The sequence below is a fragment of the Mycoplasmopsis agalactiae PG2 genome (assembly GCF_000063605.1).
GTDB lineage: Bacteria > Bacillota_I > Bacilli_A > Mycoplasmatales > Metamycoplasmataceae > Mycoplasmopsis > Mycoplasmopsis agalactiae.
This window is the reverse complement of the sequence record NC_009497.1, coordinates 167,058-188,695: the sequence shown is the minus strand read 5'-3', so window position 1 is coordinate 188,695 and position 21,638 is coordinate 167,058. Positions and strand designations below refer to the sequence as shown.

Annotated in this window: 12 protein-coding genes and 2 pseudogenes; 10 read left to right on the top strand and 4 right to left on the bottom strand. The window is 28.5% G+C overall.

Going from position 1 to position 21,638, the window contains the following annotated elements:
* Window positions 1-110: 110 nt before the first annotated feature.
* Together MAG_RS04665 and MAG_RS00805 are read left to right on the top strand one after the other, a co-directional pair.
* A pseudogene (locus MAG_RS04665) lies at window positions 111-2,410 on the top strand (S8 family serine peptidase).
* Window positions 2,380-3,790 (top strand): annotated as a pseudogene (locus MAG_RS00805) (Mbov_0186 family lipoprotein). Before MAG_RS04665 ends, MAG_RS00805 begins: the two co-directional pseudogenes overlap by 31 nt.
* 442 nt (window positions 3,791-4,232) lie before the next feature.
* On the opposite strand, the gene MAG_RS00800 reads toward MAG_RS00805, so the two are convergent.
* Entirely contained in the window at window positions 4,233-4,976 is a 744-nt protein-coding gene (locus tag MAG_RS00800; protein ID WP_011949337.1) for a variable surface lipoprotein, read from the bottom strand.
* A gap of 145 nt (window positions 4,977-5,121) precedes the next feature.
* Window positions 5,122-5,889, bottom strand: coding sequence for a hypothetical protein (locus MAG_RS00795; protein WP_011949336.1), 768 nt, complete (start codon window positions 5,887-5,889; stop codon window positions 5,122-5,124).
* Between the two features lie 198 nt (window positions 5,890-6,087).
* On the opposite strand from MAG_RS00795, the gene MAG_RS00790 reads away from it, so the two are divergent.
* From MAG_RS00790 to MAG_RS00760, 7 genes are all read left to right on the top strand, one after another.
* The gene (locus MAG_RS00790) at window positions 6,088-7,581 is read left to right on the top strand and encodes an MAG3960 family lipoprotein (RefSeq protein ID WP_011949335.1); all 1,494 of its coding nucleotides are present in this window, start codon (window positions 6,088-6,090) and stop codon (window positions 7,579-7,581) included.
* A gap of 353 nt (window positions 7,582-7,934) precedes the next feature.
* A complete protein-coding gene (tig, locus tag MAG_RS00785; protein ID WP_011949334.1) occupies window positions 7,935-9,437 on the top strand; it encodes a trigger factor in 1,503 nt (500 codons plus the stop codon).
* Between the two features lie 127 nt (window positions 9,438-9,564).
* Window positions 9,565-11,280 (top strand): site-specific DNA-methyltransferase, encoded by a 1,716-nt coding sequence (locus tag MAG_RS00780; protein WP_011949333.1) that lies wholly within the window; start codon window positions 9,565-9,567, stop codon window positions 11,278-11,280.
* Window positions 11,246-13,669 carry a DEAD/DEAH box helicase family protein gene (locus tag MAG_RS00775; protein ID WP_011949332.1) on the top strand — a complete coding sequence of 808 codons (2,424 nt, stop codon included), beginning with the start codon at window positions 11,246-11,248 and terminating at the stop codon, window positions 13,667-13,669. The genes MAG_RS00780 and MAG_RS00775 overlap by 35 nt, the downstream gene beginning before the upstream one ends.
* 271 nt (window positions 13,670-13,940) lie before the next feature.
* Window positions 13,941-15,077, top strand: coding sequence for a hypothetical protein (locus MAG_RS00770; protein ID WP_011949331.1), 1,137 nt, complete (start codon window positions 13,941-13,943; stop codon window positions 15,075-15,077).
* A gap of 272 nt (window positions 15,078-15,349) precedes the next feature.
* Complete coding sequence (locus MAG_RS00765; protein WP_011949330.1) at window positions 15,350-16,150, top strand: alpha/beta fold hydrolase; 801 nt, start codon at window positions 15,350-15,352, stop codon at window positions 16,148-16,150.
* A gap of 407 nt (window positions 16,151-16,557) precedes the next feature.
* Window positions 16,558-17,547: a 2-hydroxyacid dehydrogenase gene (locus tag MAG_RS00760; RefSeq protein ID WP_011949329.1), complete on the top strand. Its 990-nt coding sequence runs from the start codon at window positions 16,558-16,560 to the stop codon at window positions 17,545-17,547.
* A gap of 158 nt (window positions 17,548-17,705) precedes the next feature.
* Here the strand turns inward: MAG_RS00760 and MAG_RS00755 are convergent, their stop codons facing one another.
* Entirely contained in the window at window positions 17,706-18,089 is a 384-nt protein-coding gene (locus MAG_RS00755; RefSeq protein WP_041308702.1) for a TIGR04554 family membrane protein, read from the bottom strand.
* Between the two features lie 173 nt (window positions 18,090-18,262).
* Between MAG_RS00755 and trmFO the strand changes: the two genes are divergently transcribed.
* A complete protein-coding gene (gene trmFO, locus MAG_RS00750) occupies window positions 18,263-19,546 on the top strand; it encodes a methylenetetrahydrofolate--tRNA-(uracil(54)-C(5))-methyltransferase (FADH(2)-oxidizing) TrmFO (protein ID WP_011949327.1) in 1,284 nt (427 codons plus the stop codon).
* Window positions 19,547-19,625: 79 nt separating this feature from the next.
* Here the strand turns inward: trmFO and dnaK are convergent, their stop codons facing one another.
* The gene (gene dnaK, locus MAG_RS00745; protein ID WP_011949326.1) at window positions 19,626-21,422 is read right to left on the bottom strand and encodes a molecular chaperone DnaK; all 1,797 of its coding nucleotides are present in this window, start codon (window positions 21,420-21,422) and stop codon (window positions 19,626-19,628) included.
* Window positions 21,423-21,638 lie beyond the last annotated feature (216 nt).

Below are 21,638 nucleotides of genomic sequence, written 5' to 3'. Positions count from 1 at the left end.
AAAGGTTTATAACTATCTTAAACATCATATTGTGTGAATACATTTTTGCATTCTTATTCATTATTTCCAGAATTTGCCATAAGCACTAAATTAAATATAATTTTGTTAGTATGAAGAGATTGAATACATTAATTTTAACCCCTATACTTTTTGCACCATTTTTTTCTGTTTCGGCAGTGCTTCCAGCAACAAATAACCAAGTTAAATTAAACAAAGACAGTTCAGAATTGATCAATTGAGACGACTATAAGCGCTTAGTTAAGATGTATACTCCATATTACAGCAAACTAGGAGTATGAGATAGAGAGAGAGTGAGTACCAACAAGCTACTCATCCAGCAAATATGATAAAGTTGGAATTATTGAAGTTGATGATTTTGATAGCAATTATCTGCTTTCACAAAATAGCGACTTTTTGTTCAAAAAGACAAATAGCAATAGTACATATAAAAAAGGTAATCATGGGTATGCAGTTACTTCCATAATAGGAACAGATTTTGGCATCAACCCTAATGCTTCAATATACTATGAAACATCCGAAAACTTAATTAAAAGTGTAAAAAATTTGCACAACAATTATGGCATTAAGCTAATAAATATGAGTCTAGGGCCAGTTGATCCCTACTACCAAGTTAAAAAGGCTGTTCAGAATTTGAATAGTAGTGGCATTGGTATTAAATATTATGATTTTGATGAGAAAATTATGATTTCTCATCAAAATATAAAAGAATTGCTTCATTCATTCAAAATTTTAGCAAAGGCAATCATTTATTATACATATAGGGATAATAAGCAAATTTATAGAGCTTCAGACACTCAAAATTTTTACAAAGCTATTGGTGAATATGCCCTCGAAAATGACATAAAAATAATTCAGTCAAGTGGCAACAGCAATGATGAAGTAAGCGAATATATGACAAATAATGATTTTTTAAATAAGCCGCAATTTCTTGAAGATGGCAGAATATCAAAAAATAAAATTTACAGAGCCTTTAAATCTTTCTTTAATTTAGCTCAAAATTGACAATCTGATTTATGACCTAATGAAGATGAAAGAAACAGTAATATTAACTTGATATATGTGATAAGAGTGATTTTAGACAAAACATTTGATGACATAAGATGAATATACAAAGGTGAAAACACAAACTGATTAAGACCTTTTAATTTTGATTCTTTTTTGGATGTTAATAATAAAAAAAGAATTTATTTGATGCTATAACAGATTGACAAAGTACGCGTTATCATGATGGAATTATTTCAGTTGGGGCTGTTAACTGAAAGAATATTGTAACTAATTTTAGTTCTTATGCAAAAAACCGTTATGGAAGCTATCCGCTTATTTCTGCATATGGCGATACACTAATGAATGATAAAGCTGGATTATTAAAAAGTTATTATCACAGAAACAATTATTCTGAGATAGAAAAATATATTGAATCACCGAAAAATAATAAAGAATTTAAAAACAAAATGTTTTATATGATCAATTTCAATGGAACCAGCAAATCAGCACCAATGATAACAGGAATAATTTCACGTCTACAGAGCAAATTGCAACAAGAGCTGTCAATTGAAGATGTTAAATTAATGTTGGCCAGCTCTGCAACATATTCGAAAACTAAAGCATCTTGGTATAGTAGTTCTTCATTCGACAGAATAACATCGCCTGATGAATATTGAAGAAGAAACAATGCTAAAAACAAGACTGGCTTTGGTATTCCTAAATACTTCAGATGAAAGAAATTTGGAATAGCAAAAACATTAGAAGAGTTAGACCGCATGAGATTGGCAAAAATTTTATAAGTAGTACTGGTGTATTACAAATTTATGATAGTGCTAACATAACTAAAAAGTGAAAATATTGAACTTCAACATTCGTTTGGAAACATAAAAAATCGTTTGCTGAATATTGGAAACTTTATGAACTAAACAATAATCCTTACATTAGTTGGTTTCGGAATAAATGACTGCCACTTTTATTGAAAGCAATAGAGTATAAAAAGTCAAAGGATCCCGACTGAAACTTTAGTGATATTCCTATTTACGCAATTGAAACTGACATGCATAAGAGTAAAAATAGTATTACGCGAGAAGTAATTCTTGATAGTCAAGAACCGCACACAAGCGTGCAACATGTGTATTTCTATAATAAAGATCCTGAGGGTGATTATTCATATTCAACATATATAAAATATGCAGAGTTAGAAAAATATTTAATACTTTTACTAGAATATCTTGCATACAAAGACAATATTAATCTTAACGATAACAAAGTAAAGGATCTTCACTACTATTTAAGGCATCCATTTTTAGAGAAGTATGAGAATTATGTAACTGAGATGAATTGAAAATATTGAGAACATCTTAAGGAAAATGTATGGTTAGAAAGTTTTACAAATCTGTTTTAAAAAAAGGTCAAATAACGGGTATTTGTCCTGTTTTTATTGGCTCATCTATTGCTATATCTGCCACATTTTTGGCTGTATCATGTGGAGAATACCAACAAACCTTTTTTGAAAGGGAATACAATAAATTTTTTGATTTTAATTTATATGAAAAGCGAATAAGAAAGTCATTAAAATCAACTGAGCCAGTTTCTAAGATGTGTTTTGAATTGGAATGATTCAAAGATAACCCAATATTTCACAAAAAGCTCACTCAAAATTTTCATAACTTCGTTAGGTTGATAAATAGTTTTTCTTATTCTCCAAATCAGGAATATCCTGAAATTGAAAATGAATATATTGGATATTTGGTTTATACAGTTAAAAACTATTCTTCATTTTATTCTAATAGTGTCGAAAGATCAAAAATTGTTAAGCAATATGAACCAAAAACAAATTTAAGCAATTTACCAACCGGTAATTTTGTTAATTTTAGTGGCATAAAATATTTAAATGAAATTTCAAAAAACTTCGATCTTAAAAATAAAGATAAAATCAAACTTAGCAATTTAAGGAATTTATCGCTTAAAATTTCTGATGACATTTATAAAAATTTACTTAAATTGGAGTCACATTACAATCGTTATTTTAGAAACTTTTCAATAAATAATTTAATAGCACCTGATTCTGATGCATCTCATAAATTCACAAATTCAAAAGTTGATGACTATGTCGGTAATTTTGAATACATAAAAAATATTTCTAATCTTTTGCCTACTATTAATAATCAGACAATAATTAACAACTATCGTAAATTTGGAATTTTTGACGTCAAAAGAGAAACGTTGCTCATAAACTCAAATAAAATAAATGCCTTGACATTTAAATTTAATAAGTTATATTCTGCTAATGATATTACTGTAACAGCATCTTATAGTCGTTCAGAATCTCGTGATTTAATGAACTACATAAAGATAGATTTGTCATACAGGCCTGATTTAATGAGTTTTAAGGAATTTTTAAATTTTAAAAAGAAAACTAAATTTTCTAAAACAAACTTACAAAAAGAGCAAATTGTTTCTGGATATATAGACTTAGATAAATTGATTGGAAACTATATTACAATTGCCCCAGATAAATTCAATGTTTTGGAAATAAATACACAAGGATTTGGTAGCGAAGTTTCTTCATGAAAACAAAATGTAGATTCTGGATATTATGGCAATAATATTCATAGCAAATCTGAAAAAAAATATTTATCTAGATTATATTAACTTTTTGAAAATAGATCCTAACACAAACAATACTAACTTGCTTATAACTCCTGATAGTTGAAATGCAAATGAGATTCCTAAAGATGATTGGGAGAAATTATTACCAGTTATAAATAAATCCATTTCTTAAATAAAAAACATACTAAATATATTAAATACATAAATTTAGAACACAAGATGTAAAATTGTGCTTGCAAATAGATTTTTTTAAAAAGAGCCTGTGCTCTTTTTTTATGATTGCGAATTTTTATATTCGGTTTTTTTATGGGCTAAAAGTTAACTTCATCCCAATCATTCAACTATCTTTTTACTAATCATTTGTCCACGTCTGTAATTTCACCTAAGCAATAATTAATATGGCTTTGGAAAATATTGCATTTATTCCCTAATACTATTACGTATTGAAAAAATCTCATTATTTATTGGGTATTGATATGCAAAAAATGCCTATTGCTCAAGTATGAGATTTTGTTTTTCTATAGAAAACTTTTGTTTGCCTTAGAAAGCACTAGTATTAAAATCATTATTAAGATAAACAAAAACCACAAACTGTGGTCTTGTTGACATATTCTTTATTTTTCTATTGCAACTTCAAAAATTTCATCTGAAGCTAATGGCAAGTCAGTTGAATCTTCTAACATTGAACCAATTTTGAATTCTAAGAATAATTTTCCATCTTTTAGCTTAACATTAGTTCCGCTAGCATGCTTTGATTTAACATTTTTGTGTTCATTTGGATGAACAGTTACTAAATCTAAAAGTTTGTTGTTGTTAAGCGCTATAAATAGCTTTGCAAAGTTATCTGAATACTCTGCTGCTTTATAAACATTTCCACCTATATGCTTTTTATTGCTTAAAGCATAAGCTTTTACATAAATTCTTTTGTGTTTAATAAATTCTCTTAAAAGTTTTAGGTGATTTTTATCTTTTGTAGGCTTAAAGCTTCCTTCTTTTCTAATTTCTTCAGCAAACAGATTAATCAACTTTTTAAAGGCTCGTTCTAATTTTTCAGGTTGTTCACCTTGAATTGATGAAATAATGCCGCTAATTTCTTTTACACTAGCATTATCAAAATCTTTAAGAGACTCTAATGCCTTTTGGAATCTGCCCAAAATTACGGCATATTTTTCTTTAAATATTGGAGAAGCGATTTTTTGTGAATCTTCTCCAGTTTTCTTAGATTCATCTTTATCTGAATTAGTTGTTTTTTCAGTTGCTTTTTTAGCCTTTGGTTTGTCGTCTTTAGCAGTTTCTTCGACACCGCATTTAGCAGCAATTATTGGAAGAAGAGCTATAGAACTAATACCCCCCCCCAAAGCAAAAAAGATCTTTTTGTTTTCATATTTAACCTCGTTTCCTATTTTAATGTTAAAAAATAACTGAAGATACTATATTACAAATTTTTATAAATTTGCTAAATTAACCTTAAAAACAGGCTAAAAATGAAAATAACCTTATTGATTATTTCTTGTTTAGCTTTTTGACAAAATCATTAACTTCAGACCTGATGTCTTCATAACTCTTGTTTAGATTATGTAAATGATCGCGTGTTTCAGAATCTTTAAACTGTTCCTGTAGGGAATCTTTACCATTTGGATTTAGTGTTACTGACTGAATTATTTGGTCAATAATTTTTCATAGTTCAAAGTGTTTTTGATATTTTCTAAGCAGTTCTTGGTCCTTTGACTTTGAAACTGCAATAACAAATGCTTTTAATTCATTTCAAAAAGTATATGTTTCCGTCAAATACTTTTTAAATTCAGGATTAAATGATGAAAATGAAACAGTATTTGATTCATTTGTAATTCTTGATGGTGCATCTGTTTGACTATTTTTATCAGGTTTTTTAAAATTTGGAGAATTAGGGTCAAATTTATAAATGTCACAGCCTCATTTTTCATAAAGATATATTGAAGCTTCTGACTCCTTTGATATTTTTGTATCTTTCATATCTTTGTTTGAGACATTTCTTGTAGTATGACTGTTGCTATTCTCTACTGTTTCTGATTTTGCACCACTTTCATTCATAGAAATGGATGCAGATGTTGAATCTTTGTTGTTGTCTACATTGTTATTGTTACTGTCATCATTTGGTAAATCATCTATGTTGTTTTTAGGCTGTTCGTTTTTTGCCTTATTGTCACATGAAGCTGCCACAATTGGTAGCGCTAGGGAAGTTATAATTCCCCCCCCCATCGCAGTTAAAAATTTTTTATTTACTTTGTTCATAGTGTGACTGCTATATCATAAAAAATGTCTAATGTTCTAAATTGCACATTTAGCAATAAGCTAAAAAATGTTTTCAAGCAGTGTCCTATAATTGTGCTTTCAGAGTTTATAAAAAGTAAAACATATTGTTTCAGATAATATGCTTTATTTTATATTGATAAAATATTAGTGTAGTAAGTAAATTTAGGAATATTTTAAATGAAAAAGAAGCTGTTTTTAAGCCCATTAAGTAGTATAGTTGGCTTTCCGTTATTAATGATAAGTTGCTGAAATAATCAATCAAAAAAGGATGATAGCACTACCGAAACACTAGTAATAATTAACCCGGGCACCGGCGAAAAAATGCCTGATAAAAAACCAAATAATAAAGAATCAAATGAAACCAATAATCAGAATAATGCGCCTACCGAATTTACATATAATGGCAAGGCTTATACAATTAACAGAGAAGATACACTAGATACTAAAGATGCAATTTATGCAAATTTAGTACTTAATAGTAATGCTGAAGGCTTTAAAAAATTAATTCCTGACGCAGAAGAGTATAGAAAAGTTAAAAACTTATATGCTGATGATAATGGCTTTCCATCAATAGCTGAAGTTTCTTATTATGTTAGAAACTTAGAACATTTTAAAAATGGCTTTATTTATCGAGAAAAAAGCAATTCTCCGGAAAGAATTAGCAAGGATGAGTATATTTCTTTAGTTGATAAAGTTTATGAAATTATGGCTGATTCTAAGCTAAATATTGCTCTTAATGATACTAATAAAAAATATGTAGATTTTGATAATGTTAGAAATTATACATTAGCAAGATTAGCTGAATTTCATGGTAAAGATTCAAAAGAATGGGGTGAATTAAAAACTGAAAAAGTTCCTGACTTAGAACCTGGTTCATTTAAAATAGAAGAGTATTATAAAGAGATACCGCCTGAAAATGATTATTATGAATTAAGAACGCATGAATTAAAACAGCGGCCATCGAAATTGTGAATTTATAATAGGATGATCAATAATAGTGATTTTTATAACTATGAAGCCAATAAGCCGAATGAATTATTCTTAAATAATGAGTTTTTATATGGGAAAAAGCTAGATCCTGAAAAATATTTCTTAGAAATTGATATTCTAATGTTAATAATTTGACTTAAAGCTAAACGTTATACAATGCAATATCCATTATGGAGAATGCTAATAACTTATTTAGAGTTTCAAAAAGCTTTAATTCAAAAGCAAGAGTGGGATAAAGAAAAGTCGCTAAAGGATAACTTTGAAAAACTAGGCATAATAGATAAGTTAAATAATTTTCATAATGCTATATTTGAGTATATGAAATTAGGGCAGTTAGTCGGCTTTACTGATGATGAATCTAATAATTTATACTTATTCCCTACTGATTTAAATAAAGAAGTTAAAACTGACTTTAGAGACGCTTATAGATGGGCATATTATGAGTATCATTTGTTTATACAGCCAATTTATACTGCATTAAATAAAAACATTAGCATCGTCTTTGAGAATGCCTTTGAGAATGCCAATGTTAAGCCCTACTATGACTTTATTTGAGAAAATATAAGAGTAGCTGATAAAGTTGATAAGCCTAGAATTTTAAGTAAAGAAGAAGCTTTAGAAAAAGCAAAAGAAATAATTAAGCACTATCAAAATAATTTTGGTTGAGAATTTAAAATTTAAATTTTTAAAAATTTTTTGAAAAAAATATTTGACATACAGGTTTTTTAGTCTATAATAGTGCTGATGCATTCCTTAGTGAATGAGTACTGTCTCCACAGGAACAGTTGCTTAAGAGTATATACTCCTTTCCCATAATAATATATAAAGTTCTGTGCGCGGAAGCTTTTTAGTTTGAATTGTCTTATGAATTAAAAAAAGGAGAGCAGTCTCCTTTTTTTAATTCTTAAGCCACTTTTTGTAAATAATCTATGTTTTTATAATAAAATTGTTAATATTAAATAATATTAAAATAACATCTTATTAATTTATTAATTTAAGATAACTAATAAATTTAACTACCATAAGGGAGATATATGAGTGCTAAATCAATAGAACTAAATAAAGAAAAAGGTTCTGTAGTTGTTGAATATGAGTTTACAGGCGAAAAATGAACAAACATTTTTAACAAAACCAAAGCTAACAAAATTAAAAAGTTAAAAGTAGATGGTTTTAGACCTGGTAAAGCTCCTAAACACATAGTTGATAAATATGTAACACCAGTTACTGTTGCAAGTGATTCAATTCATGAGGCATATAATGTTTTTGCTGACGAAATTTTTGAAGAAGTTAAAAAGCAACATGAAAATGCATTGCAAAATGCTGTTTTATTAGAATTACCTGTTTTAGCAGAAGAATCATCTGTTATTAAAATTGAGTTTCCATTACTTCCTGACTTATCAGGCATTAAGCTAGATGAATCAATTAAGACAAAAGTTAGCAAATTAAAAGTAACTGAAGCTGATATTGATTCATATTTAGATGAATTATTAAGCAAAAACGCTTTATTAATGCCACTTGACAAAAAAGATAAAACAAAATTAGGTGACGTTGTTACACTTAAATATAAGGGTTTTGTAAACAATGAACCTTTTGAAGGTGGCGAGGCTGACCAATTTGATCTAAAATTAGGTAGCGAAACATTTATTGACACTTTTGAAGACCAATTAGTTGGCAAAAGTGTTGGCTGAAAAGGTGAAGTTAATGTTACATTCCCAGAAAACTATGCAGTGCCTACCCTTAAAGGCCAACCAGCAGTTTTTGAATGTGAAATTCTAGATGCTAAAAGATTAGAAAAAATCACTTTAGATGAAAAGAATGTTAAAGAATTGCATCTTCCAAATGTTTCAACAATTGAAGAAGCAAGAGCATATGCTAAAGAAATATTAACAGTTAAAAAATATGCTGAAATTCAAAGAAATGTAATTGATTCATTAGTTGCTGAATTAGTTGAAAAACACCAATTTGCAATTTCAGACATTTTAGTTGCTACTGGTGCTCAAAAAAGATTAGAAGAGATTAAAGCTAACTTAAAAACTCAAGGCATTAAGTTCAATGACTACTTAGACTTAATTAAAACTTCAGAAGCTGATTTTAACAAATTAGTTCTAAACGAAGAAAAAGAAGTAACAAAGAGACTTTTAGTTCACGAAGAGTTAATGAAACAATTTAAGGACAAAGCTGAAATTTCTGAAGAAAACAAAAACCTTTGGGCAATTAACATTGCTTTTGGTCAACAATTTATCCCTCTTCAATTTGTTCTTCAATACATGAAACAAAATCCTTTAGCTGAAGGCGAAGAACAAAATGGTCAATTCACTGAAGCCATTAAAGAAGTTGCTATAACAAGATTAATTCTTGCGCAATTAGACAAGAAAACTTCAGAACAAAATGACAAAGTTGCCTTAGAATTAGCTAATAAATTAATTAAACAAGCTGAAGAAGATATCAAAAAATTTGAAGAAGAAGCTAAAAAAATTCATGAAGAAGAATTAGCTGAAGAAGCTAAAAAAGCGGAATCTAAAGAAGAAAATAAATAACAAAATACCGAAACGTCTGCTAATTATGCAGATGTTTTTATTTTCAAATATTGTCTCTATGACAAATTCATAATTTATAATTTATATACAAATAATAAATATATCAGTGACTATTTGTATTATAAGGATGACGATGAATACTATAAAACAGGATTATATAGAAAAAGCTAATGCGCTAAGCCTTAGCAATGAACTAAATCAAGATCAAAAAGATCTTATTATTTCAATCATTAATAAATTTGATGACAATGACCCAGCACTACATAATGTTTACCAACTTTTGATCAAAAGAGTAAAACTAGGCTTTGTATTTGATATTGCTCCTTCAGTTAATGCTTCTGAAATATCTTTATTAAAAAAGGATGAAAGCTTATCGTTTAATAATGATAATAATAAGCCAGCAAATACGTTAATAATTGGCGAAAACTACGATGCTCTTAAAAATCTTATAGTGATCGAGAGAGAGTCGCAGTCAGAGACTGTTAATTACGATGTAATTTATATTGATCCTCCTTATAATACTGAAAGTTCACTAACTGATGGAAATAACCTAAGTGAAAAAGATGAAGTTAGTTCATCAAAATTTATCTATCGTGATAAATTTAGTCGTACTGGTTGACTAAATATGTTAAACGAACGTTTAAGACTATCACACCAACTTTTAAAAGAAGATGGTGTTATTTTTGTTTCAATTGATGACAGCGAACATGCCTATTTGAAAGTGTTAATGGATGAAATCTTTGGTGAAGAAAATTTTGTTTGCAATATTGTATGACAGAGAAAAAATACTGGCGGAGGTTCAGGAAAAGCTGGAATTGATGTTGAAACAGAATATATATTAATATATTCAAAAAATATCAATAAGGTTAACTGAAACAAAAAAGATATAGATTCATCGAAATATACTTTAAAAGATCAATATTTCAATGAAAGAGGCCACTATAAATTAGAAGAATTAGATCGTGTTTGCTCTAAAAGTACTTTTCAATATATTAAATCACTTGATTATCCTATAAAAGCACCTGATGGTCAAATCTTTATTAATCACAGAAACATTGAAAATCCAGAATCTTACAGATACATAGTTGGTAAAGATTTATTTGATTTTCTTAATCAAAATGGCTTTATTGAATTTAAACAAATTAAAAAAGGCAATAATATTTTTTGAAAAGCATCTAGAAAAAAATATGAGCATGTATATGTAGACCCTAAGCTCAAACCTTATATTATTCAAAAAAGATTAAAGGGAAATAATTTTTCGAATATATACAATGAATCAACCACAACCAAAGGAAAACAGATTGTTATTTCAATATTAGAAAATAAGGATTTTTCATTTCCTAAGCCTGTTGATTTAATTAAATTTCTTATTAATCTACACCCTAACAAAGAAACTCGCGTTCTGGATTTTTATGCTGGTTCAGGAACAACTGGTCATGCAGTAATGGAATTAAACAAAGAAGATGGTGGAAATCGAAATTATACATTAGTAACAAATAACGAAAATAACATTGCTACAAATGTTTGTTATGAAAGACTATATCGCATTAATAATGGAATTTCTACAAATAATGAATCTAATTTTGACTGAATTAAGAAAAATGAGCCATACAAATCAAATTTAAATGTTTATAACATTGAATACTATTCAACTAAATTATTTGATGATAATCAAAGTAATATGAGTATAAAAAATCAATATATCAAAATGCTGCAAGATTTTGGAATTAACACAGAAAATAAAGATAGCAATATTGATATTCTAAGAAGTTTAACATCTTTAAAACCTATATCAAAAGAGGATACTGATGCAATTAAGCAATACACAAAACAAAGCCGTTAGTAAAATAATTGATAAATATGATCAAGACAAAAAGAAAATATTAGAATTCCAGGCTCCAACAGGCTCTGGCAAGACATTTATGATAATAAATGTTATCGATAAATTGATAACTGAATATCCAGATGAAAAGTTTACTTTTGCTATTGCAACACTTTCATCAGCAGACTTGCCTAAGCAAATGCTCATGAATTTTGCTGACTATAAGCAGTATTTATATAACTCTCATATTATATCTATTGAACTGCAAGAATCTCCATCTTCAAATTCCAAAAGCAATAAGGCAAAAGACCAGCATTTTCAAATTTTAGCTAAGCAAAATAATGTATTAATTTTAGGCACTCAGTCATTTGGTAAGGGTAGAATTTTTACTGAACAAGGTATAATAAACTTTTATTTATCACAAATTGAAAATGAAGGCTACAAACTAGTTTATATAAGGGATGAAGCCCATATCGGTGGTGAAACCAGTGGCAAATATAAATCTAGCTATGTTGACTTGGATGAAGATATAGATTTTAATGTTCAATTAGCAAACACAAAAAAAGATGAGCAGAGATTTGAACTGCTTATGCAAAATGCAGCTCATTTTATTATAAAAATGACTGCAACGCCGAAGGGTAAAAATGAACTAGTTCAAATAAGGCCTGATGACTTATTAGAAGATGACCTCATCCTACTAAAACATAAGTCCCACTTTAACTATGGATTAGATGAATCTAACAGTGAAATTTTAGATGATGCACAAATTTTAAAGACAGCAATTAACAAATTTAAGTTAATTCAAAAAGAATATCTTAACGATCCTTTGCTTAAGACTATAAATCCTGCTATGCTTATTCAAATAAAAAGTGAGCAAAAAGTTAGATCTGAAGAATTTGCTAAAGATATAAATGACATTATTAACATAATCAAGGAAAGTGGCTTAACTTATGTTAAATATTTTGGCTCAAATGATATTGAGACAAACATAAGGCTTGCAAATAGGAGTCTAAAATCAATTTCAAAAAATAATTCTGATGTCGATGTTGTTATATTTAAAATCGGTCCCGCCACTGGCTGAAATATACCTAGAGCATGTATGCTAGTGCAGTTAAGAAAAGTATGTTCTCCAAGCCTGAGTACACAAACAATAGGCAGAATAATGCGTAATCCAAACCCAGAATTTATAAAAGATCAAAATCATATAGGCCTACAATATTACTATTATTCAAACATTGAAAATAAGTCTAATAATAGAATAACTTATAGACTAAAAGATGAGTTTAAAAGCGAGCAATTTAAAGTTGCTTATATTGATAAAGAGGTTGTTAAAACCAAAATTAAGAATCCTTCATATTATGAAAATATAATTAAAACTATAGATTTTAGACATATATATCGTGAGCTTAAGAAATACCAAGAATACTATAAAACAAATGGATACATCAATTATGGTACAGAAAGATTTGGCTCTAAAACTTATGTTAATTTAAAAATTTTCAACAGCATTGAGCTAGAATTAAGAAAAGAATTGTTTCTTGCTAAAAACAAGATGTACTTTAATACAGAAATAATTGAACAACTAGAACAATTATTCCACAATAACATTATGCACTTAGCTAAAGATAATGAAAATTCTGATGAATTGCACAACTTACTTTCAAAAAATTTATTCTGACTAATAGTAGAGCAAGATTTTTTAAATGATATTAAAAAGGGCTATTACAAAGAATTGAGCCAAAATAATAATGATGGAGTTTACAAAGTAAAATTAAAGTCACTTCCTGTAGTAAATGATTTAGTTTATTCAGAAATTGATCAAAATAGATATTTAGATATAGAAGGCAAAGCATATGCATATGTAAATAGCACAGCAGAGAAAAAAGAGTCTAACTACTTTGATTCTGAAACTGAGGTTGAATTTGCTATATTAGTTAATAAATATATACATACATGAAACGAAAATATCAATTACAAAGTGCAGCTTTGAACAAAAAATCCTGTTTTTGATGGAATTTATGTTGAATATTTTAAGCAAAACAATGAAGTTGCAAGATCATTCCCTGACTTTATATTCAGAATTGTAGATAGACAAACAAACAAAACAATTCATGATTTCTACATAGAAGTTAAAAGTGACAATGACATAAATGAAGAAAAAAGCAATCAGCTAATTGATGCATATCATAAATATATGTCATATATAGATAGCGAAAATCAAAATAAGGATATGACATTGCTTCTAGTGAATCTAAAGAAAGCAAAATGTAAAGGAACAGCTACAAGAGTTCGCTATAGTGGTTATAGTTCTATTAGTGAGATAAATGATATTATTGCAGAAAATAAACAACACACTGAGCTTTCGACATTAACCACATTTTTTGAAATTGTTATAAAAAATGCTAAATAACATATTTTTGATAAAGGTGCAAATTTTGCTACTTTTATTCTTAACCTGTTTTATAGGCTTATAGGCAAACCCTAAGAATGTTATTTAATTATTAATTTGAATGAACTGGCAAAAATTATGTACTATTTTTAGTTGCTAAATTTATTTCTCCGGCTACCAATAGAAATTTATATAATTTGAAAAAGATGAAAAAATTTAACTTTTTTTATTAGCAATAATAAAATAAACATAATTAAGAAAATCTAAAGCCGAGAAAATAAGAGAAATAACTATGAAAAAGAGTACTAGATTATTATTTGTGTTAACTCCTGCAGCAATATTTGCTACTGCTGCTTTAGCAGCTTCATGCGATAACAATGAACCAGTTAAACATGATGAAATTAAAGAAAAGAATGAACTACAATCACAAATAGACAAAATAGAGTCTGAGCTAAACTCTAATGCAAACTTAAGTGATAATGTTAAGCAAAAATTAAAAAAACTAGTTGAAGAATCAAAAGACAAACTTAAGATCTTAAAAACTTCCGATGAATTTAAACAAGCAGCTGAAGAACTAAATAAAAAATTTGAAGAATTAAAAAAAGAAAAGAAAGAAACTGAACCTGCAGCTCCAACAAATCCTATAAATAAAAACTCAAATGACCAAAACGGCAATGGTGATTCAGGCAAGCAAAAGGATGAGCCACAAAAGAAACCAGATGAAGACAAAAGGGAATTAGAACCAAATAAAGACAAAAAAGAAAAAAATGCTCCAAAAATGCCTGAAAAAAATAATGAAGAGCCTAAAACTGACAGAGATATGCCCGAAAACAAGAAGGAACCTGATAAAGAGGAACCCAATAATAATGAATCAATTCCACCAGTAGTTCCGCCTGCAGATATGCCTAGTAATGAGCCTAAAGAAGAAAAGGAAGATAAGGCAGAAAAAGAACCTAGTGAGCTTGATGAGATTGTAAAAGGTTTAACCAATATATTAAGTTATGTTGCTGCTGACGAAGACAAAGAATACTTAATTAAGTTAAAAGATGATAGTTCAAAATATTCTCTCTGGTATGATAAAGACAAAAGATGTATCTGACTAGTTGAAGGAAAAGAATCGCCACTTGATAAAAACAACACAATTGAAGTCAAATTTGTTTTATTTGAATTACAAAACTCAGACAAAATTAAAGGTGAAATTCAACTTGTAAATGATAAAATGCCGACAATCAAAGTAAAAGAAGAAGATGATCATGAGTTCACTAATTTATTTAATGAGCTAAATTTTGAGATTTCAAAAAAAGAAAAAGAAGATAAGTTTGACATTACAGTTAAATACAGTGTCGGTAAATTTTTTGGCAAAGGCACAGATCCAGAAGTGTCACAAATATCTGGTCAGTCAACAATAACAATAGACTTAAAAAAATAAATAGACAGCCTCCCTAATTGGTAAAATTAATTAAAACTTTATATGAATATACTGCCGAAACCTTTTTAACATAAGCAGTATATTTTTAATAAATTTGCTTTGTTAATTTGTGATTATTGGGATAAATAATTTCTATACTTGAATTACATGAAAGGTTATTACATATAGGTCTGTTTTATAGCACTTAAACTTAAAACTAGTCTGATTTGACTATTCTGCACGAGCATAAAATTTTAAAAGCATTTACAAGCAATATCTATAAAATATAATTAATGTCTAAATCAAAAATTGTTTATGACTATTCATATTACTTTAAAGACAATAATAGTGAGCAAAATATTATATTTTGCCATGGTTTTAATTCAAAACATACAGCTTTAGAATTGTTTTCTAGCCAGCATCAAAAATTTAATTATTATGCTTTGCAGTTCCCGGGCTCTAATTTGACTAAGCCTGTTAAAAATCATAAAATTTCAGTGATTTACTATGCTAAATTATTAATAGATTTTATTAACAAAAATAATATTAAAAATATTACTCTTATAGGTAAATCAATGGGAGCAGCAACTGCTGTATTAGCCTATAAAACAAGGCCTGAGTTATTTGAAAAATTAATTTTAATAACTCCAATTAATAAAACACAATTAAATTTGGATGTATGAAAAGATAAAAAATATCTTTCTTCAAATTTTGATGAATATCTAAATAACTTTGTTCCTTTAATTTACTATAACTGAGAATCGTTACAAAATGATAGTAACTGAGTCTCTGCGGCTAAATCAAAATTTAATACAAATTATTACAATAATGAGTGGGTTAAAACTCTAGATAAAGAATTAACAAGCACTAAAATTCACAATGAAATAGAACAAGCATACTTGTCGGTAAAAATTCCGACTTTAATAGTATTGGCTGATAGTGACAAGCTTATAGATTGCCAAACGAGTCAAATTTATTTTGATGAAATTATTCCTATTGCAAAAATAGAAGTAATAAAAGATTCTGCACATATGGTGTATAAAGAAAAAAGTTATTTGCTTAATAGCATAATTGAAAAATTTATAAGTGAATAAATGATAAGGTTATTAAGAAGTCAAACAAACAAATTATGTGTTTGTCTTATTTTGATATTTCAGACAACTTATTTTTTGTTTAGATATTTAAAGCAATCAGTATGTGGAACAAATATGGCAAAATTGCTGACTTTTTCACATTATTAACATAATATATAGAAAACATTGCTTTTTGAAACAATAATTTTACATAGCTCTCTTAATACTTATACCATTATAAAACAGCCATATTCAATTATTTTATGTTTTATTGATATTTACTTGTAAATAAAATTTTATTTGCTTTATATAAGCCCTATAATGCCCTGTAAATTAATAAAAGGTATAATTTAATTGATAAGAAATTATCAATTTGTCTATTTATTTTTGTTAGGAGCCTTATTAGGTTACTAACACCAGGGAGTTATATGAACGTTATATTTTTTGGCATTAAAGAAGTAGAATTTCCTATTTTTGAAAAAGTCAAAGAAAAATATAAAGACTTAAAACTTACAGCTGTTACTGAAGTTATTTCTAAAGAACGTATACACTTAGTTGATGGCATGGACTGTGTTGTTGTTAGAGAAAACGATGTTGTAAATCGTGAAATTTTAGAATTGCTTAAAGCAAAAGGAATTAACTACGTGTTCACTAGAACAGCTGGCTTTGACCATATGGACTTAGCTGCTGGCCATGAATTAGGAATTAAAATGGCTCGTGTGCCATCATACTCACCAACAGCTATAGCTGAATTAGCATTTTCATATGCTCATCAATTGTCAAGAAGATCACTTCACTTTGGCTACAAAGCACACAAAAAAGACTTTACAGTAGATGACTTTGGTTTTGCAAAAGAATTAAGATCAAGTACAGTGCTTATTATGGGTACAGGTAAAATTGGTTATGAATCAGCTAAAATGTTTAAGAGCTTTGGTGCCAAAGTATTAGGTTATGACCTTATGCCTAATAAAGCATTAACAGATGTTATTGAATATGTTTCGCTTGATGAAGGACTTAAACAAGCTGATATTGTTACCTTGCATATGCCATATATCAAGGGACAAAATGACAAATTAGTTAGTGCTGAATTGCTAAGCAAAATGAAAGATGGTGCTATCTTAGTTAATACTTCTAGAGGCCAAATTCAAGATGAAAAAGCAATTTTAGATGCGGTTAAGAGTGGCAAACTTGCTGGTGCTGCTATTGATGTTTTCAACAATGAAAAAGCATACTTATTTAAAACTTTTGACAAAATTGAAGACCCTGTTATTGCTGAATTACTAGACCTATGACCACGTGTTATTATGTCTCCACACATTGGTTGATATACACAAGAAGCTGCAACAAATATGCTTGAAATTTCATTAGATAACTTAAAAGAATACGTTGAAACTGGTGATTGCAAGAACAAACTATAATTTGCAATGCAATTAATTTCCTGGCTTAGGCTAGGAAATTTTATATTTGATTATGTGCTAATTAATCTATAAATAAGGCTTATAGGTTAATTACTTTCATAAAAGTAAAATAAAAAAATGATCTTTATAGGCTAAAGATCATTCAAAGTGTTTTTTTATTATTGTTTCTTCAATTTAATAAATGTTACAATTGACAATAATAATGATAGAACACCGAATACAAGTCCTGAAATTGCTGTTCCTTTGATTGTAGCTACTGGGTCTTTATCTGATAATAGAGTGCCAAAGCCTGGGTTTGTGTTTTTATTAATAGCTACAGCTGCTAAAATTATGCCTAATAAAGCTAATACATATCCTATTACAGGTAGTATTAAGCTTTTCTTATCTGCAAATTTGCTTCTAAATAGAAATACAGCAACTGAAAGTAGGATAACTGCTATTAATGCTCCAACTAATCCTACAGCACCTAATGCTGTTCATGTTTTACCAGCAACACTATTGATATCGTTACTTAAACCTGATGAACCTAATAAATCTGACATTTACGTAATAAATCTCCTTCATAAATAAATTACCAAATGAATTATATTTAAACAGCGAATAGAAAAATATATAATGGAATAATATGTTAGTTTTTTCATATTTAGTTGACCTTTAGGCCTGTTTTAAGCCTTTATATGCCAAAAGCGTATTATTTATTACTATAGGAGTAGCAATGAAAAGAGTGAGAGTTATTGGCGCTGGTATTTCTGGAAGTGAAGCTTGTTATCAACTACTAAAACGTAATTATTTAGTTGAACTTTTTGAAGTAAAATCAATTAAAAAGAACCCTATTCAAACAAATGATATGTTTGCTAATTTAGCTTATTCTGATTCTTTTCACTCTAACGAAATAACTAGTGCTAAAGGTTTGCTAAAGCAAGAAATGCGCTTGCTTGATTCATTAATTATCAATGCAGCTGACTATGCTAAGGTAGCAAATGAACCACTATTAGTTGATAGATATAAATTTCAAGAATATATAACTAATTATTTAAGAAGTCATCAAAATCTTAAAATAATTGAAAAAGAGTATATAACAATCGATGATTCAGTACCTACTATCATTGCAACTGGTCCATTAAGCAGCGTTAACCTAGAAAATGAAATTAAAAACCTAGTTGGTGAATCTAACTTTAATTTATTTGACAAAGTCGAGCCAATAGTCTTAAAAAGTTCTATAAATTTAAATTATGTGCAAAAAAGTGCTTTAGATGATAAACTGTTTTACTGTACTCTTAACAAAAATGAATTTGAGTATTTATATAATTTAATTATTTCTGCTGAAATCTTTGTTTCACCCTTACCTAATGAAATTAAATTATTACATGATAATGGTTTTAGGTCGATTGAAACTGTTGCAAAAAGCAGCAAAAATGAACTTAAAAATCTATTACAAGCTAATGAAATAAGACAAACTGAAAACACTTATGCTACTGTTTTATTAAGAGAAGATGACTATAATGAAAATTTTCTAAGAATTGTAAATTTTCAAACAAGCATCAAGATCCCTTGACAAAATGAAATTATAAAAGCAGTGCCAGCATTAGCAAATGCGCTTATCTTAAGATATGGAGTTATGCATAAAAATGATTATATAAATTCAGCTAATGTCTTAGATGATAATTTTCAATTAAAATCTAATCCAAACATATTTTTTGCAGGCCAGCTTACTGGCACTGATGGATATGTAGAAGCAAGCGCTAGTGCTATTATATGTGCAATTAATGTTGATAGATACTTAAGGAATTTGCCTAAAGCAATTCCTAATAACAAAACTGTTATTGGTAGTTTATGCAATTATGTATTAATAGCAAATAAAGAAGATTTTCAACCTATGGAAGCTAATTGAGGACTAGTTGAAAGCATGAATTTGGTTTCATATAATAACGAAGGCAAAAAGAAGCTTTCTGATAGAGCAATCTCTGAAATAAAGGAATTTATTAAGCAAAATTTATAGTAATGATAATTAACTTAAAATGTTGTTTTATAGCATTATTAGAAAAATAGCACTTTGGGAGTGCTATTTTTTGACTTTTTTATTCGAATGTTTCTTCATCATTATTTGATGATGAATTGTTGTTTAATGAATCGTCCTTATTTGAGCTTGCTGCTGCACTTTTAGCCATATTGTAAGCTGCATTTAACTCATCAATTTTTTTCTTAAGTTGTTCAACATCTTTGTTGTTGATTAATTCTTTGACTTCTTTAATGTAATCAGCAATTTTTGCCTTTTCTTCTTCAGGAATTACAATATTGCCATCATTCATTTCTTTTTCTAAACTATTAACCAAGTTTTCAGCTTGAATAATTGTGCTTATTTCTTCGGCTCTCTTAGCATCAGCTTCACGGTTTTTTTCTGCATCCTTAATCATTTCTTCAATTTCAGATTCGCTTAATTTAGATGAGTTTTTAATAGTAATTGATTGCTCTTTGTTAGTATCTTTGTCTTTGGCTAAAACAGTTGTAATACCGTTTGCATCTATTTTAAAGCTTACTTCGATTTGTGGTACACCTCTTGGGGCTACACGAATACCGCCAAGATTAAATTGTCCAAGTAATTTATTTTCGCTAGCTAGTGGCCTTTCACCTTGTACTATTCTAATTGTAACTTCGCTTTGATTATCTTCAAATGTTGTAAACACTTCACTCTTAGTAATAGGAATACGCGTGTTTCTTGGAATTAATGGTGTAGCAATTCCGCCTGCTGTTTCAATTCCTAGTGTTAAAGGTGTAACATCAACTAATAAAACATCATCGATTTCGCCAGCTAAAACAGCACCTTGAATAGCGGCACCCATTGCTACAACTTCATCAGGATTAACTGAACGGTTGGCTTTTTTATTTAAAATTGATTCAACTAATTGTTGCACTGCAGGAATTCTTGTTGAACCCCCAACTAAAATTACGTCATCTAAATCAGAAATCTTGATTTTAGCATCAGCTAAAGCTGTTTCAATAGGTTTTCTACATCTTTCAACTAAATGCGATGTCATTTCTTCAAATTGACTTCTTCTTAAGGTTGCTTCAACACTAATAGGTTCTGAACCTTGTTGCATAACTAAAAATGGAAGCATAATTGTAGCTTGTTGTGAACTAGATAAGTCAATTTTTGCTTTTTCAGCTGCCGCTTTTAAACGAGCCATTGCCATTTTATTGTTGGTAACATCTGTTTTATAGTCTTTTTTGATTAAATCAATTAATCATTTTACAATTTCATTGTCTCAGTCATCCCCACCAAGTCTATTATCACCTGCTGTTGATAAAACTTCAAATGTTCCTTCAGCTAATTCTAAAATTGAAACGTCAAACGTTCCGCCACCAAGGTCAAAAACAAGAATTTTTTGTTCTTTTTTAACTTTGTCAAGTCCAAAAGCTAAAGCTGCGGCTGTAGGTTCATTAATAATACGTAAAACTTCTAATCCAGCTATTTTCCCAGCTATTTTGGTAGCTTCACGCTGTGCATTGTCAAAATATGCAGGCACAGTAATAACTGCTTTTTCAACTTTGTGGCCAATTTTTTCTTCAGCATACTTTTTAAGATGCTCTAGAATCATTGCTGAAATTTCTTCAGGTTTATAATCCTTATTATTAACATGTACAGTTTTGCTTGTACCCATTAATCTTTTAATAGATGCTACAGTATCAGGATTTGTTTCAATTTGGTTTTTTGCATTATCACCCACTATTATTTCGCCATCTTTAAAACTTACAACTGATGGAGTTGTTCTTTTACCATTTAAGTTTTCTAAAACAACTGGTGAACCATTATCAACGATTGAAACAACCGAGTTTGTAGTACCTAAGTCAATACCAATAATTACTTCTTTTGCCATATTAAAGTCCTTTCAATGTATATAACACATTCATAACAATATTATTTTAACACACAATTTAGCACTCTAGCTCTTTTTTTGCTAAATTTTAATTTTGCTTTTGTTGGTGATTAAATTACTTTAAATAATAGTTATATTTTGTTAATAATATTGCTTAACTTTTCATTTAAAGCAGTGACATTAAGAAACCTAAAATTTAAAAGTTTATATATATGT